Annotated in this window: 18 protein-coding genes, 1 tRNA gene and 1 rRNA gene; 11 read left to right on the top strand and 9 right to left on the bottom strand. The window is 36.5% G+C overall.

The annotated features are described in order from the left end of the window. The first annotated feature begins 241 nt into the window (after window positions 1–241). Window positions 242–1,801, top strand: a complete 1,560-nt coding sequence (locus VIK44_RS06365; protein WP_331553013.1) for an ABC transporter permease — start codon at window positions 242–244, stop codon at window positions 1,799–1,801. 13 nt (window positions 1,802–1,814) lie between these two features. Continuing rightward, a complete protein-coding gene (locus VIK44_RS06370) occupies window positions 1,815–2,465 on the top strand; it encodes an ABC transporter ATP-binding protein (RefSeq protein WP_331553014.1) in 651 nt (216 codons plus the stop codon). A 120-nt stretch (window positions 2,466–2,585) separates the two neighbouring features. Here VIK44_RS06370 and VIK44_RS06375 read toward each other — a convergent pair whose 3' ends face one another. From VIK44_RS06375 to VIK44_RS06390, 4 genes are all read right to left on the bottom strand, one after another. Further along, window positions 2,586–3,134 (bottom strand): GNAT family N-acetyltransferase, encoded by a 549-nt coding sequence (locus tag VIK44_RS06375; protein WP_331553015.1) that lies wholly within the window; start codon window positions 3,132–3,134, stop codon window positions 2,586–2,588. A gap of 109 nt (window positions 3,135–3,243) precedes the next feature. Continuing rightward, a complete protein-coding gene (locus VIK44_RS06380; RefSeq protein WP_331553016.1) occupies window positions 3,244–3,699 on the bottom strand; it encodes a redoxin domain-containing protein in 456 nt (151 codons plus the stop codon). A 52-nt stretch (window positions 3,700–3,751) separates the two neighbouring features. Then, a complete protein-coding gene (locus VIK44_RS06385) occupies window positions 3,752–5,149 on the bottom strand; it encodes a diguanylate cyclase (protein ID WP_331553017.1) in 1,398 nt (465 codons plus the stop codon). Window positions 5,150–5,283: 134 nt separating this feature from the next. Continuing rightward, window positions 5,284–5,772, bottom strand: coding sequence for a DUF2127 domain-containing protein (locus VIK44_RS06390; RefSeq protein ID WP_331553018.1), 489 nt, complete (start codon window positions 5,770–5,772; stop codon window positions 5,284–5,286). A gap of 856 nt (window positions 5,773–6,628) precedes the next feature. On the opposite strand from VIK44_RS06390, the gene VIK44_RS06395 reads away from it, so the two are divergent. Then, a complete protein-coding gene (locus tag VIK44_RS06395) occupies window positions 6,629–6,910 on the top strand; it encodes an HD-GYP domain-containing protein (protein WP_331553019.1) in 282 nt (93 codons plus the stop codon). A gap of 301 nt (window positions 6,911–7,211) precedes the next feature. On the opposite strand, the gene VIK44_RS06400 is transcribed toward VIK44_RS06395, so the two are convergent. After that, window positions 7,212–7,649 carry a hypothetical protein gene (locus VIK44_RS06400; protein WP_331553020.1) on the bottom strand — a complete coding sequence of 146 codons (438 nt, stop codon included), beginning with the start codon at window positions 7,647–7,649 and terminating at the stop codon, window positions 7,212–7,214. A gap of 762 nt (window positions 7,650–8,411) precedes the next feature. Then, window positions 8,412–8,502 (bottom strand) — tRNA-Ser (locus tag VIK44_RS06405). A gap of 406 nt (window positions 8,503–8,908) precedes the next feature. Here VIK44_RS06405 and VIK44_RS06410 point away from each other — a divergent pair. The 8 genes from VIK44_RS06410 (at window position 8,909) to VIK44_RS06445 (ending at window position 14,071) form a co-directional block, all read left to right on the top strand. Next, on the top strand, window positions 8,909–9,793 hold the full coding sequence (locus VIK44_RS06410) for an ABC transporter ATP-binding protein (protein WP_331553021.1): 885 nt from the start codon (window positions 8,909–8,911) through the stop codon (window positions 9,791–9,793). A 1-nt stretch (window position 9,794) separates the two neighbouring features. Continuing rightward, window positions 9,795–10,592 carry an ABC transporter permease subunit gene (locus VIK44_RS06415; protein ID WP_331553022.1) on the top strand — a complete coding sequence of 266 codons (798 nt, stop codon included), beginning with the start codon at window positions 9,795–9,797 and terminating at the stop codon, window positions 10,590–10,592. A gap of 9 nt (window positions 10,593–10,601) precedes the next feature. After that, window positions 10,602–11,399 carry an ABC transporter permease subunit gene (locus VIK44_RS06420; protein ID WP_331553023.1) on the top strand — a complete coding sequence of 266 codons (798 nt, stop codon included), beginning with the start codon at window positions 10,602–10,604 and terminating at the stop codon, window positions 11,397–11,399. A 107-nt stretch (window positions 11,400–11,506) separates the two neighbouring features. Next, window positions 11,507–11,875: a NifB/NifX family molybdenum-iron cluster-binding protein gene (locus VIK44_RS06425; protein WP_331553024.1), complete on the top strand. Its 369-nt coding sequence runs from the start codon at window positions 11,507–11,509 to the stop codon at window positions 11,873–11,875. 43 nt (window positions 11,876–11,918) lie between these two features. Then, window positions 11,919–12,167: a GlsB/YeaQ/YmgE family stress response membrane protein gene (locus tag VIK44_RS06430; RefSeq protein ID WP_331553025.1), complete on the top strand. Its 249-nt coding sequence runs from the start codon at window positions 11,919–11,921 to the stop codon at window positions 12,165–12,167. A 159-nt stretch (window positions 12,168–12,326) separates the two neighbouring features. Next, window positions 12,327–12,950 carry a TVP38/TMEM64 family protein gene (locus VIK44_RS06435; RefSeq protein ID WP_331553026.1) on the top strand — a complete coding sequence of 208 codons (624 nt, stop codon included), beginning with the start codon at window positions 12,327–12,329 and terminating at the stop codon, window positions 12,948–12,950. Between the two features lie 9 nt (window positions 12,951–12,959). Further along, a complete protein-coding gene (locus VIK44_RS06440) occupies window positions 12,960–13,457 on the top strand; it encodes a hypothetical protein (RefSeq protein WP_331553027.1) in 498 nt (165 codons plus the stop codon). 80 nt (window positions 13,458–13,537) lie between these two features. Then, window positions 13,538–14,071, top strand: coding sequence for a PH domain-containing protein (locus tag VIK44_RS06445; RefSeq protein WP_331553028.1), 534 nt, complete (start codon window positions 13,538–13,540; stop codon window positions 14,069–14,071). 73 nt (window positions 14,072–14,144) lie between these two features. Here VIK44_RS06445 and VIK44_RS06450 read toward each other — a convergent pair whose 3' ends face one another. The 3 genes from VIK44_RS06450 to rrf form a co-directional block, all read right to left on the bottom strand. Next, on the bottom strand, window positions 14,145–14,342 hold the full coding sequence (locus tag VIK44_RS06450; protein WP_331553029.1) for a YwbE family protein: 198 nt from the start codon (window positions 14,340–14,342) through the stop codon (window positions 14,145–14,147). Beyond that, a complete protein-coding gene (locus VIK44_RS06455) occupies window positions 14,339–14,593 on the bottom strand; it encodes a TIGR03905 family TSCPD domain-containing protein (RefSeq protein ID WP_331553030.1) in 255 nt (84 codons plus the stop codon). The genes VIK44_RS06450 and VIK44_RS06455 overlap by 4 nt, the downstream gene beginning before the upstream one ends. A gap of 177 nt (window positions 14,594–14,770) precedes the next feature. Beyond that, window positions 14,771–14,887, bottom strand: a 5S ribosomal RNA gene (gene rrf / locus VIK44_RS06460). Between the last annotated feature and the right edge of the window lie 57 nt (window positions 14,888–14,944).

A 14,944-nucleotide genomic window follows, 5' to 3' on the forward strand; every position in this document is an offset into this window, starting at 1 on the left:
ATTTCAAATTCATATTAACTACCTCTTCCTATTTTCTTGAAGATTATTTAATGCTATTATACTATTATATTATCGGCTTAATTTCAAATTAATTAAGCTTTTTCTGAATATTTTTCAAAAAAATAAAGTTATTATTCCATCTTTTCCAAAGTTCACATAAAAGTCACATAACAATCAAAAGATAGCCACATTATTAAGTTAAAATGATGAAAATCAATTAATTCCATCATGGAGGTCAAAGATGTATATCCTGAAAAACAGTATTCGAAACGTCACACGTAATGCCGGGCGCAATATTCTCATCGGAATGATTGTATTGGTGATTGCCATATCCAGTTGCGTTGCCTTATCCATTAAACAATCCGCTAAACAGCTGGAAGCAACTGGCCTGAATAACATTCAAATCACTGGCAGTATTTCAGTTGACCGGCAATCCCTAATGACCCAAGCTAAGGCTTCCGGTACTGATGTGCAATCCCTGATGCAAGAGAATCAGGATCTTACTCTTGCAGAAATGCAAAATTATGCAACTTCTCAATATGTGAAAGATTTTTACTACACTTTGAGTAGTTCAGTGAGTAAAGGGTCTGGCCTGGAACCTGTATCAACAAGTAAAACGACCACCACAGCCAATGCCACTGCAACAACCAATCAGATAACCTCAGGGCAGACGACATCAGGGCAAACCCCAACAGATAACGCGACCAAGGTTGATGTCCCTTCTGGAATGGGTACTCAGGGTGATTTCACCATTACCGGTTATAGCGGCGAAAATGCCATGGCCAGCTTTGTCAGCGGCACCAATCAAGTGACCAGTGGTCAGGTATTCAGCTTTGATACCGCCGACATGACCTGTCTCATTAGTGAGGAATTGGCCACAATGAATGGCCTATCCGTAGGGAGCACCATCCAAGTGATTAATCCCAATGCAACAACCGAAGTGTATACCTTAACGGTTGCGGGAATTTATAACACCACCACTGCTGCCACCAATTCAGACAATATGCGTTTTTCAACCGCTTCTGATCCGGCAAATCAGATTTATACCAGTTACAATACCCTAAAAGCCATTGGTGGTCAGTCCATTAGTGTGGCTACAGTAGGAACTGATACCAATGGCAATCAAACCACCACCGCGTTGAGAACCCAGGAAAATGGGACTTATATCTTTGCGGATATGACGGCTTATGAAAATTTCAAAACCGATGTCACCACCATGGGATTACCCACTGCTTATACCGTCACCTCAACGGATGTGACGAACTATGAAAACAGTTTATTACCTTTGCAAAACCTGAATAATTTTGCCACCATCTTTTTGTTTCTTGTACTACTCATTGGCGGCAGCATTTTAGTCGTGCTAAACATTTTAAGTATGCGTGAGCGCAAGTATGAAATTGGCGTTCTCACCGCCATTGGTATGAAGAAAAAAAATGTGGTGATTCAGTTTATTACTGAAGGCTTTATTGTGACCATCCTGGCCATTCTTTTGGGAACAGGCATTGGTGCAGTTGCTTCCGTACCCATAACCAATGCTTTATTATCTCAACAGATTACATCCCTTCAAACCAAACAGAGTACCCAACAAAGTAATTTTGGGCGTGGCGGCGGTGGAGGATCAGGACAACCTGGGCAAGCCGCCTCGGTGACCTATATCCAAAGCATTAGTTCAGCCACTGATATTACCGTGGTAATGGAACTTATTGGTATTGGAATTCTATTAACTGTTCTTTCCAGTTGTGGCGCCATGGTATTCATTCTAAGATATGACCCATTAAATATCTTAAGCAATCGTTCGTAAAGGAGCAGTGAAAATGAGTGTATTAAAATTAGAAAATCTATCGTACACCTATCATGGTGAACAGAAGAAAGTATTGGATGAACTCAATTATGACTTTGAAAACGGGAAAATCTATTGTATTATGGGGAAATCCGGTGCAGGGAAAACCACATTGCTTTCCCTGTTATCAGGACTGACCACCCCAACGGATGGAAAAATATTTTTTAACGAACAAGACATTAGTCACATTGACAAATATGACTATCGAAACCGGATGGTTGGTGTTATTTTTCAGGGTTATAATTTACTGCCCCACTTAACTGCTGAAGAAAATGTCCAATTATCCATGGATATTTCAGGCAAAATCTTCCCTGATAAGGTGCATCATGGTTTTAAAGCCCTATCCAAAGTTGAATTGGGGGAGGAAAAAGCCACCCGCCGGATACTAAAATTATCAGGCGGTGAGCAACAACGGGTGGCCATCGCCCGTGCCTTGTCCTATGATCCGGAAATCATCCTAGCCGATGAACCCACAGGAAATTTAGATGGTGAAACCCAGGAGGGTATCATCAACATCTTTAAGAAACTGGCCCATGAAGAAAATAAGTGTGTGATTATTGTGACACACTCCCCAGAAGTAGCCAAAGCTGCAGATGTGCTTTACGAATTAACATCGGTGAGTTAACTTGAATTCTCAACCGGTTTGACATAGATAATCATTCTTTTTCTCCGAAAAGATGAATCATTTTCTTCCCTTCAAAAAAAGAATCCTTTATAATAAAGGATTCTTTTTTGTGACTGTTAATTATTTCTCAATGCCTAAATCAGTAACTTTGTAAATATTACTGAAAACCGCCTCTTTAAACTCTAGAAACCCTTGCTCTGAGAGTTCTTTTGGAAAACTCATTATTTTAAGGGGTATTTCTTTTTTTGAATCTCCTCTTAATACTGGCTGTAAGTATCCAAATTCAGACAGAAAAAAACCATTTCTTCGGTAAAAATCAATACGTCTTTGTTCAATTTCAGTTTCATTACCTTCCACCTCAAGAACAACCATTTTATTGGCATTATTCAAATAGGTTTCCAACATTTCTGAACCGACACCACATCCCCTGAGGTCTTTTTTAACAGCAAAATGTTCAATGAAAATAACAGAACCAAGATCCCATTCGGCAAAAAATCCGGCGATGGTATTCTTATTAATTTTAGATATTAAAATCCGGTAATTCGAATTATTTAATTGTTTTAAACCATTTTCATAGGTTCTGGTTTCTTCTTTATGAAAAGAAGCCCTCATTAAATTGTATATTTCCTTGTAATCTTTTTCTTCCAACCCCATTAGTTTTAGTCCCATGCTCTCCATCACTCCTGACTATCTCTAACATTGGTTTTTTCTCAGCCAGTTCTAAAATGTTCTTTGTGTTTTTGATATCATTTAGCATTATGACTCTACAGGAATGTACCTAAAGTTGATGCAGTACTTCTTCCACATCTGGAAGTGTATGACGTTCGTAATGCTTAGACCAAATGACATTGCCGTCCTCATCGATGAGAATATTTGCTCTCTCTGATGAACCAAGTTCTTCATTGAATATCCCATATGCCCTTGCGACTTCTCCTAGTGGATGAAAATCCGCCAGGATTTTTACTTTGTTTAAAGACAGTGCTCTTGCCCATACCGATTTACTTGGCTGAGAGTCAATACTTAAACCCAATACTGCTGTCTTCTTTTCTTCAAAACGTGTAAAATTTCTTTCCAATGAGCGCATCTGATCAGTGCACACGGCTGTCCATGCTAATGGATGCCATGATAAAAGAACTTTTTTGCCTTTAAAGCTACTGAGTGATATTTCTGCTCCGCTTTGATCATGCAATATGAAATCAGGAGCCTTTTCTCCAGCTTGAATGATGTCTTTCATTATATTTCCTCCTTGTTTTTATAAGATACTTCATACCCATAGCTGTCTATGCTTAATCTTTTGCTTTCTTTTTTAACATCTTACTTTCATACATTTTGTCATCAGCGGCTTTAATAACATCATTGGCATTTAACTTACTATCCACCGTTATCTCGATTATTCCATAACTAAAAGAATGTTTAAATGGTTTTAATCCTTTTTTATCATATTCATCTAATTTATCATCGATTCGTTTAATCACTTTTTCAGCCTCTGATTCATTAAAGCCCGGAAAAATGACGAGAAACTCATCTCCGCCCATACGGCTGATTTCATCGATTTCTCGAATTAATGATTGAATGCTTGCGGTAATAAAATTAATTAAGCAATCTCCTTCTTCATGGCCGTAGGTGTCATTGACTTTTTTAAGTCCATCCACATCAAGAAAGCAGATTGATAAGGGCATGTCTTTCCTTGATACCAGAGCCAGTTCCTTTTCCAGGATCAAAAATCCTGTTCTTCGATTAGAAACCCCTGTCATCGGATCGGTAAATGCATAATATTCAAGTTCCCCTTCTGCCAGTTTTCTTTGGGTAATATCTCTGAATACAACCACAGCCCCGGCACTGGGGTCTCCTTCCACAATGGGTCTGCTGATATATTCCACTGGAAAAAACGTCCCATCTTTTCGCCAGAAAACGTCGTCATCACTGCGATAAACTTTCCCACTCTTTATCGCGGAAAAAAGCGGACAATCCTCTTCAGGAAAAGGGGTATAATCAGCCCTGGTGTGATGCCATATATTATGGACATTTTGCCCAATGAGCTCGTCAGATTCCCAACCTAACATATGAGCAGCGGTAGGATTTATAAAAGTAAGTCCACCATGAAAATCCACACCGTATATCCCGTCTCCCACTGCATGAAGGATGAGTTCATTCTGCTTTAAAGCTTTTTCCATTTCTGCTGTCCGTTGGCTGACTAATTTTTCAAGATGAATGCGATAATTTCTGAGCTCATTGACTGTTCCTACCAAGCTTGCAATTCCCAGATAGGCATTAATCAATTCCTTTGGCAATGGTTCATTTAATTGATGTGCAATGATCATAATCTTATCTACCTGATCGCCATTCAAAATAGGTAAAAAAACTGATTTTAATTTTGGGGAAGAATCTATTTCTTCCAATGCGATAAATCCGCTTTCTATGGTATCATGAATAATTCTTTCTATATTTTCATCAAACAGCCTTAAGAGTAATGCCTCATCTGCAAACGTACTGGAACAAATGCTGATCTTTTTATTTTTATCACATTGAACATAGGCAACCCATTGTGCATTAAAATAGGTTATGATTAACTTTCCTGTATGCTCCCAAATGTTCTGTTGTGGGGTCAGCCTTAAAATGTATTGTGTGGCTTTAATAAAACTTTCTAACTGGGAAGTGTTCACTAATTGTATTTGTTTTATCATGTTTGCTCTCTCATGGGTTTTTAAAATAGATTTTTAAAAAATACTTCGTAGAAATCCGGATAAAAGGAATCATTGTTTCCTTCAGAGAATAAATCACTTCTTCTGTCAATATCACCTGACTCCTGACTATAAATTTATTGATGGCTTTTTATTTTCCTATACTCTAAAAAGATCAAAACAATCATAATGCTGTCAAAAACAGACAATGCAATAAGAAAGGCTGAAGGACTAATGGTATAACGGTATAGCTGGTAAGTAATAAATATGGCTAATACAACCATCGTAAGTGGGTAGGCCCAAATCTTTTTTCGCCACAAAAGAAAAATTAAAATACACTTTATTAACCCATGGGTCATTAGGTAATAGATACCATAATGATTGGGGCTGATTGAAAGGCTATGACCCAAGCTGATCAATGTATTGGCGACCTTATCATTTGGATCTTTTGATAACTCATTCTGTGTGAGTATTATAATCAGCTTATCCATCCTGTCTGGATTTAAAAACAATAATAACAGGCCACCAACTATTTCCAATAAGCCATTAATGCCCTTTAGGATAAGTCCGATTTCAAAACCCATATGAAAAACATCTTTTGATTTAATGCTTTTTTTAATCTGCACGCTTTACTCACCATTCATATTTCAAATTTTTATGTTGCCTGAAAACCATGCTTTTATCATATCTGTTTTAATTGAAGACAACAGTAGGCATATGCGTTATATCATATCATAAATAATCATCATTTTGTTTAAAAAACAAATTAATAATTATTGTAGTTTGAATTAAAAACGCCTACACTATAAATGTTTAACCAAACTTAACTAAAAAGCCATGGCTAAAACTTCCCTACTCTGGGCTAAAATAAGAATCGATCTAAAAGAAATGGCTATTTTTAAGAATCTTTTTCTTTTTTTCATTCAATTGATTGTATTAAAGTGTTAAAGTCTTGTTCAATTACTTGTCAACTGGCTGACCAACTACTTAAATACATAGTCTCTAAAGCTGCTGTTATCAATGGCTCTATTGCTTTCAATCGGTTTAATATATTCTATCAATTACTTGTCAAGGCATTGATAACTTGCACATGTTTCACCTAGAAATGTTTTTCCATTTATATTCATCGGTTTTTAATGAAATCCTGGATTTAAAAAATTGTATTTCTACATAATTCCAACAAATTCGTATTTACTTATACCACAAGCGGACTTATACTCGGTAATATGATGCCACTAATGTATGATTTATTGCCTTTTTTATATTTATAAAAATAAATCATACACATTCTATATTCGTCTTTTTTTGCGAATTTATTTACTTAAACGTGTTAAATATTAAACTATCGGATTGAGCTGGAAATGCAAAACGAAGAATTGCAGAAAACAGAGTGGGGCTCCACGAAATAATAACCGCTTATGAAGGTAAACCGATTAACTATGTGTTTCTTGATATCAATGAAAGCTACACTGTACTTCAAAATTGAGCAAAGATGATTGGAAAGAAGTCAGTAGACTTTCTGAGATTGGATTTCGTAGATTAAGCTCAGCTGCTAAATATTCAGATATCGCTGGCTTTGTGCTTGAAAATCATGAAAGATATGGTGGAACAGGATATCCTAAAAGTCTCAAAGGGAGTGAAATTTCACTAGAGGTAAGTATCATTGTACTTGCCGATGCGTATGATGTCATGACATATGATCGTACTTATAAAAAGGCACTTAGTCAAGAAGAAGCCCTTGAAAAAATAAAACGCGAAAAATAAACGCAGTGTTGGCATCCAGTTTGATCCTGAAATTTCCAGGCTATTTGTTGCCAAGTTTTGGAAAAAACTTGGCAACAAATAGCATTATTTTAAAGCCCTTGTCAACTCATTGCAAAATAATTGACCAACTGGCTGAAGCACTGATAAATTAAATTGTCAATATAAAGGTTTGCCTTGCTTTAGGGACTTGAATCCATTTTTTCAAGTCCTTGTCAAGTTATTGATAAACTGCTTGAATGCTTTATTTTCCTCTTAAATTGTTATAGTTCTCTAATTTAAAAACGAAAACAATCCAACTGTTTTATGATTCTTTCCTAAATCTACTCCAGAAACTTCTTTTTTCAGGTTCTTGTTTTTTTTCAGGTTCTTGTATTGAGCTGCTTTCCTCAATTTGTTTGGGCTGGTCTTGCTGCCGTCCTATTAAAATCTGGTTATTTCGATTCAATTCGTTGGATTCCTTTAGTCGTTCATTCAGCTCTGCTATTTGCCTATCTTTTTCGGTGAGCTGTCCGCTTAAAACTTTTAACGTCTCTCTTAAAATGGTTGTCAATTCATTGTCAATTGGTTGCTCAACGGGTTGAACTGAAAATAAATCCAGTGCCTTTATATCAATAGCTTTCTTACCATCAATGATTTCAACATATTCTTTTAAGTCCTTGTCAAGTCGTTGATAAACTGCTTGAGTGCTTACCCCTGCAAGACCTGCAAACTCTTTTATACTTAAATAATTTTCTTCCATACTTTTCTCCTCTACTCAGCCCCTTCCCAGGGCCTATCTATCCTAATAAATATAACACCAAATATCTTCAATTGAATATCATATTTTGGAGTTTTATCTTTTCTATAAGTTAATTTTTAATATTAGGTACTTGTATTATACCCTCTTTTGGTTATATTGTCTGATTTTATTTACTGATTTATATAATCTTCTACTATATTATTGGTTAAAACTTAAGGGAAGCTTGTACAAACCCCCTTTTTCCAAGGCTGTTCATTTATCTTTCTCAATTAGTTATGTGATGAAATTTTTAAAGCATCTTACCAAATGGTTGTCAATCATTTGGTCAATTGATTGAATTACAAATAGTGCTAAACCCTTCACCTCACTCACTTGCTTACTTTATTTCTTCAAGTCATTGTCAATTAATTGATAGAGTCCTTGAATACCTAATCCTAAAAAGCCTGTGTAATGATAAGATCATGCCGATACCTTAAATAGGCTCTAAAATAAGACATTAAAATAATTTACAGGTCACTTAGTACCAAATTTTAAAGAAACCTTTTATATCGAGTATTTGGGCCCTATACCCGATATCATAATTTCACCTGTATAAAACCCCACTTCGATGAGTGAATGCTCCCCATGAATCGGATCGTATGAGAAAAGATAGTGCTGACCGCATGGAAGGCTTCATAAAGGGTGTGAAAAATCTGTAAAGGGAAAACCTAAAAAACCGCATAAAAAAAACAGCCTAAACGCTGCTATTATGCGGTTTTATTATGGCGGAGAGAGAGGGATTCGAACCCTCGGTACACTTACGTGTACACACGCTTTCCAGGCGTGCTCCTTCAACCAGCTCAGACATCTCTCCAGAGGTTGTTCTTGCACATTTTTTACATGCTAGATTATTATAAGGTGTTATCCCTTAGAAGTCAATGTTTTCTTTAATCCAGCCTGAAAATATTTCTAATTCATGGATTTTTTAATCTTAAAACCTTTAATAGATAGACTCTGCAACACTGACTCTTTGAATTTCTACTTCCCGAATGCATCTCTTGTCATTGATCTCTTGTCATTGATCTCTTGTATTATGGGTTATTTTTGGCAACCAACTTGCATTGAAGTGGTTTGAAATGATTGACATAGGGTAGTAATGGTATAAGGTTGTATAGAATGCTAAATCAGCTTGCTGGAAATGGGGGGGTAAAGGAGCCTTCAAATTATAGCTATGATGAATCGCAACTAATCGAAATATTTTGAGAAGAAAGAGGTGTTTTATGAATGTTATTGAAATCAACCATCTGACAAAGTATTATGGAAAGCATCGAGGTATTGAAGATGTGTCATTTTCTGTAGCAGATGGCGAAATTTTTGGTTTTATCGGTCCAAATGGCTCAGGAAAATCAACAACAATTCGGACATTACTATCCCTTATTTATCCGACAAGTGGAACTGCTACAATTTTTGGTAAAGACTGTATCAAATATGGAAAAGAAATACGTCAACATATTGGTTATTTGCCATCAGAGGTTTTCTATTATGAAAACATGAAAGTTATTGATGTTCTAAAATACTCGGCAAGCTTTTATGAGCATGTGAATTTGAGGAGAATTGAGACCCTGGCTGGAACTTTGGATTTGGATTTGCATAAACGCATTGATGACTTATCTTATGGAAATAAAAAGAAGGTCGGTATTGTACAAGGCCTTTTGCATGAACCAAAACTTATTATTCTTGATGAACCAACCAGTGGCTTAGATCCCTTAATGCAACAGAAATTTTTTGAATTAATTCAGAATGAAAATAAAAAGGGAGCCACAGTATTGTTTTCCTCGCATATTCTCACAGAGGTTCAAAAGATGTGTGCGCGTGTTGCCATTATAAAAGATGGCACTATTATCAAAGTTGAGAATATTCATAATTTGCGGGAAAATAATTATAAAAAATTCACTTTAGAGTTTAAAGGACCCCTTAATCTGTCTTGTTTTAAATTTGATGGCATTACTAATATGTCTCAAGATGAAAAAACGTTGCATTTTCTTTTCAGAGGAGACATTAACAAAGTCATCAGTAGCCTTCAGGGCCAAGTATTACAAAATATGCTGGTTGAAGAACCTACCCTGGAAGAAATCTTTATCCATTACTACCAAAAGGAGGACTAACATGAACATTTTAACGCAAGAGCTTAAAATGGAATGGAAATCCTTAGTGGTTTGGTGTATATCCTTAATCAGTGTATTACTTTTTTTTATGTTAATGTATCCATCGATTTCTGCTCAGATGGCAGATTTCCAGAAGGTTTTCAATAGTTTCCCCATTGAATTTCAACGTGCCTTAGGCGTTGAAAATTTGAATATAGGAAATGTTTTAGGTTATTATACCTTTACCATGACCTATATTCTTTTGGCCGGAGCGGTACAGGCAATGAACTTAGGTGTCTCTGTTCTTTCATCCGAGGTTAGAGATAAGACCGGTGATTTTCTTTTCGTCAAACCAGTTTCCAGAAGGCGTATTATTTCAATGAAAATGCTGGCTGTTTTTATCCAAATTGTCATTACAAATGCAGCATTCTTTATCGCTTCCTGGCTTATTCTAACTATGATCAGTTCAACAAGTTTTGACACTAACCTTTTTATATTACTCACCGGGACCTTGTTTTTTATTCAGATTTTCTTTGCCAGTTTTGGATTTTTTATCTCGGTCTTTTTAAGACGTATTAAAACAGTTCTCCCCATTAGTATGGGAGTGGTGTTTTTGTTCTATATTATATTTTTACTCAATGAAACCTTGAAGGATGTCAAGCTCGGTTATATTTCACCCTTTGATTACTTTGCTCTCTCTGCTATTTCAAAAAATATGAGTTATGATTCTGTGTATCTCGTACTGTGGACTTTTTTGGTGTTTCTGTTTGTCTATTTAACGTTCCATGTGTTCGGTAAAAAAGACTTACCATCGATATAGGAGGCTCTTATGAATGTATTTTTTATAGAACTCAAATCGAATTTTAAATCCCTGATCATCTGGTGCTGTGCTCAATTCTTCGTTATCTTTGCCGGTACGATGAAATACCAGGGGTTTTCTTCTTCTGGTGTAGATGTAAACAAACTTCTTGAAAGTTTTCCTAAAGCACTAATGACAGTTTTTGGAATAGGATCCGTTGATCTTTCTAAAGTGGCCGGCTTCTACTCCGTATTCTTTTTATACTTTATGCTGTTAGCCGCTGTCCACGCTATTATGTTCGGTGCAGTGATTGTTTCCAAAGAAGAGCGGGACCATTCCGCTGATTTTCTCTTCTCCCGGCCGGTAAAACGATATCAGGTGATTACTTCTAAGCTGTTGGCCGGGGTTGTCAATATTCTGGTTTTTAATCTGGTGACCTTTGCCGCTTCTGTATTCTTTATTGCCAAATACAACAACGGTGATGCAATGATCGACAAGATTGCCATTACCATGGTTGCACTTTTTGTGATCCAACTATTCTTTTTAGCCCTCGGTGCCATGCTGGGCGCACTGCTTAAAACCACTAAAATTGCAACTTCCACTGCAGCCGGGATTATTATGGGAACCTTCTTTATATCTGTGGCTGTGGATTTAAACGACAAGCTTGCATTTTTAAAATATCTAACCCCTTTTAAATATTTTGAGGGGAAAATGCTTGTGATTGATGGAAGAATTTCTCTGAGTTCTATGGGGATTCTATTGGTATTGACGATTATTTTTACCACGATAGCCTATATCTTATTTAATCAACGGGATTTAACGACTTAATCCTAATTTTACTTCATATATTTGAATAACTCTGGATGAAACACTATAAATTTATTATAATACGTAGTATAATAACTATTAAAACAGAAATATGATAGGAGATAACAATGGTTATTGCAATAACATCGGATGGAAAAACATTAGAGACTAGTGTGTCTCAGCACTTTGAGTTATGTAATTATTTACTCATTGTAAATACTTCTGGTATGAGCGTTAAAGCGATCGAAAACGAAACCGGTTTTTCAGGAGAGGTCCTGGCAAAAAAGATCATTGATTTTAATTGTGAAGGTATTATTACCGGAAAACTGAATCGTGGAGAATTCGATATTTTAGCCGATGCTTATATAACACGGTACTTGGGTTCAGATCATTCCGGGGCAAAGGCCCTTGATTTAATGAAAAAAAGAGAACTCGCATTAATTAGAACCTTTGATGGAGCGCAACAATGCGAAGGAAATCACGATCATCAACTTTAAATCTGTGTGAATCTTTGTTTTGAAATAAATTAAATGAAAGGACGTGTATCAATGGGAATTATATCGTGGATTGTTCTTGGAGCTCTGGCTGGCAAGCATTATAACAAAAAATAATGCGAGTATGGGTTTACTTAAAAATATTGTTGTCGGTATTTTAGGAGCGATGATTGGAGGCTTTGTTGTTGGCTTTTTCGGCGGCACAGGCGTTACCGGTTTTAATCTTTGGAGTATTTTTGTGGCTTTTCTTGGAGCAGTTATTCTTCTGGCTATTATCAATCTTTTTACAAAATAATCGCGGAAAAATAGGATTTAATTTCTAAAGAGTCGTTAAGCCCTTGGCTTAGTGACTCTTTACTTAATAAAGCTAATAAAAATGAGGAGTTTTAACTGACATTAAAGCGGATTTAATCAATTTATGTTAAAATGGTAAAAAATACATTTGAGGTAATTGATGGAAATTTTTTCGACACTTGAATCCATTCAAACTTTTCTTTTGCAATTTGGAGTCTGGACACCATTGGCTTATTTTATTTTGCAACTTTTACAAATCATCGTTGCCCCGATTCCTGGTGGGACTGTTGGTTTAGTGGGAGGGGCTCTTTTTGGTACTTTCTGGGGCTTTATCCTAAGCATTGCTGGTACCCTGATTGGCTCCAGCATTGTTTTTCTTTTGGCAAAGCGCTTTGGTCGACCTTTTGTACTAAAATTTGTAAAATCGCCGATTATAGAGAAATATGAGCATATCGAAGAGTCCAAGCTTAATGGGGTACTCTTTGCTATCTTTCTTTTTCCGCTTTTCCCTGATGATATACTGTGCTTCATTGCCGGACTTTCTACAATGAAATTTAAAACCTTCATTATCATTGCGATTATTGGACGATCTCCCAGTGTTTTTATCAACAACATGGTGGGAGCTGGCATGATGAAGGACAGTCCAACCCAATTTATTATAGGAAGCATCCTCTACGGCCTTTTAATCCTGATCCTCTATTTAAATCGGAAACGGTTATCCAGGTTCATCCATCATAGTAAAAAACAAAATGATCCCCCATCAGATTCACAAGTTGAAAAATAGGAGCTTTTAATGAAAGAAAATTCGAAAAAAGAACTCAATCGATTATATATGAGCGAAATCGTCACTGCCTTTGTCTGCGGTTCTCTGATTTATATGCTCTCTGAATCCCCAGGCGGTGAACTGGATATCCGCCTCCTCCTTCCCGGTTCTATACTTATTTTCATCATCCTTCAAAGTGCTGGGTATTGGTTTTATCGCCATCAACTCATAGACAATCCGGAAGGTCATTATTCCTGGGTGATGCCGCTTTTTAGCCATCTGAAAAGACTAAACCGGTATTTATTTATTTTGTATCCTCTGCTTTGCCTTTATCTTTTGATTATTGATCCAGGAAAGCTTTTTGTCCCTATGAATCTCTTTGGGCTTATTCTTTTCGCTTTTTCTATCTTTGAAAATATCAATTATTATTATTTTAATATTAATATTGGTAACCTGAAAACAAAAACTCCGTCCGAACTTGCTCTTGATCTGTCACACTATGAAAAAACGAAGGGAATAAAATCATGAAATTCATTCATACTGTATTATTAATATTTAAGAAAGGCAACGGCTCATCTATTCTGGCTGAAGCCATGGTAAACTAAACAATGAACTATTCAATTTCTATTTTGAGTTCTTTTAATCCGCTTTTTTTTGCGCTCCTATTAATCACCGGACTGCTTATCGGGAAAGCTATTTATACCTACAAAGTCTTTCCTGATCTTCGCGGGAAAGCTATTCGGGAAATTTTAATTGGGGTCCCAATAACTCTTCTGATTTTAGGGCTCTTTATCGTAGCTCCTTTAATTTCAGGGATTAGTGTCAATAAAAACGAGCTGTCTCTCAGACTTCCAACCGGATTTACCTTTGCCACCTATACTGGAGATGATATCCTTTCTGCCAAGGTTGTTGATCTGCAAAACCAACCGGAATATTCTGTTAAGTCCAAAGTGATTGGCACCAAGATCAGAGATTATCGAGAAGGGATCTTTCAATTAGAAAATGGCACTGAAGCCGAAGTTCTTCTTAATGGTAAAAAAGCTTTATATGTTGAAACTACTGGAAAGCCACTTCTTTTAGCGCCAGACCATTTTGATAATTTTTTGAAAGATTTTAGTGAGAATATTAAACCAGTTCAATAGTTCAATAGTTAATTATTAATAAGCAAAAAGGACGCACCTTGTCGGGTACGTCCTTTTTTAATTCGATATTTGACTAGCCTTCATAGATCTTTGCAACTCGTCCGACCTGGCCATCAGCCAGCATGACTTTAATCCCATGAGGATGGTTGGGACTTTTAGTAAGCAACCGCCCGACCCGACCCTGAGTTAACTTACCTGTTCGTTGATCGGCCTTTAAGACAATATCGACTAAAGCACCTACTTTAACATCACTTCGTTTTTGACCATTCATTTTGATTCCTCCTGAGCTTTTTCTAATGCAACAACTAACTGATCCATACAAGAACTTTCCTTTTTTCCGCAGGTCTGGCCCTTAAAGAGGCCGCTAATCTCTCTGATGCTTTTACCTTCAAGCATCAGGGATAAAGCCTTTAAATTACCTTTACAACCTCCTACAAAGCTAAGGTTCTTGATTTTATCACCATCTAATTCAAAATTTATCTCTTTAGGGCAAACCCCCTGGGGAACATAGCTATATTTCATACTTCCCTCTTCCTTATTCAACTTGCAACTTCTTTAAAACAGAAATCTCTTATCTTTTATTGGTAAAATTTCTCTTCTAAAGACATTAGCTTTTTCACGATGCTGCACCTGCTGCTAAATTCATGAATTTTTGTAAAAACGTCAAAAAACACCTTCCGGTGTTAAATTTATAAAAAAGACTCGCAACGTCCTATCCTCCCAGGCAGTTACCCACCAAGTACTTTCGGCGCTGGAAGACTTTACTGCTGTGTTCGGTATGGGAACAGGTGTGGCCCTTCCGCCATCGTCGCGAGACTAGTTTAGCTTTGTTTTTGTTAAAAAACAAATAGGTTCAAAGGAGCGTTAGCGGTT

Origin of the sequence: Acetobacterium sp., assembly GCF_036508315.1 — a bacterium.
Classification (GTDB): Bacteria; Bacillota; Clostridia; order Eubacteriales; family Eubacteriaceae; genus Acetobacterium.

Excerpts from the sequence above, each read along its gene's own strand:
- VIK44_RS06365 (WP_331553013.1), top strand. The coding sequence starts at position 242 with ATGTATATCCTGAAAAACAGTATTCGAAACGTCACACGTAATGCCGGG.
- VIK44_RS06370 (WP_331553014.1), top strand. The coding sequence starts at position 1,815 with ATGAGTGTATTAAAATTAGAAAATCTATCGTACACCTATCATGGTGAA.
- VIK44_RS06375 (WP_331553015.1), bottom strand. The coding sequence starts at position 3,134 with ATGGGACTAAAACTAATGGGGTTGGAAGAAAAAGATTACAAGGAAATA.
- VIK44_RS06380 (WP_331553016.1), bottom strand. The coding sequence starts at position 3,699 with ATGAAAGACATCATTCAAGCTGGAGAAAAGGCTCCTGATTTCATATTG.
- VIK44_RS06385 (WP_331553017.1), bottom strand. The coding sequence starts at position 5,149 with ATGATAAAACAAATACAATTAGTGAACACTTCCCAGTTAGAAAGTTTT.
- VIK44_RS06400 (WP_331553020.1), bottom strand. The coding sequence starts at position 7,649 with ATGGAAGAAAATTATTTAAGTATAAAAGAGTTTGCAGGTCTTGCAGGG.
- VIK44_RS06410 (WP_331553021.1), top strand. The coding sequence starts at position 8,909 with ATGAATGTTATTGAAATCAACCATCTGACAAAGTATTATGGAAAGCAT.
- VIK44_RS06415 (WP_331553022.1), top strand. The coding sequence starts at position 9,795 with ATGAACATTTTAACGCAAGAGCTTAAAATGGAATGGAAATCCTTAGTG.
- VIK44_RS06420 (WP_331553023.1), top strand. The coding sequence starts at position 10,602 with ATGAATGTATTTTTTATAGAACTCAAATCGAATTTTAAATCCCTGATC.
- VIK44_RS06425 (WP_331553024.1), top strand. The coding sequence starts at position 11,507 with ATGGTTATTGCAATAACATCGGATGGAAAAACATTAGAGACTAGTGTG.
- VIK44_RS06435 (WP_331553026.1), top strand. The coding sequence starts at position 12,327 with ATGGAAATTTTTTCGACACTTGAATCCATTCAAACTTTTCTTTTGCAA.
- VIK44_RS06440 (WP_331553027.1), top strand. The coding sequence starts at position 12,960 with ATGAAAGAAAATTCGAAAAAAGAACTCAATCGATTATATATGAGCGAA.
- VIK44_RS06445 (WP_331553028.1), top strand. The coding sequence starts at position 13,538 with ATGAACTATTCAATTTCTATTTTGAGTTCTTTTAATCCGCTTTTTTTT.
- VIK44_RS06450 (WP_331553029.1), bottom strand. The coding sequence starts at position 14,342 with ATGAATGGTCAAAAACGAAGTGATGTTAAAGTAGGTGCTTTAGTCGAT.
- VIK44_RS06455 (WP_331553030.1), bottom strand. The coding sequence starts at position 14,593 with ATGAAATATAGCTATGTTCCCCAGGGGGTTTGCCCTAAAGAGATAAAT.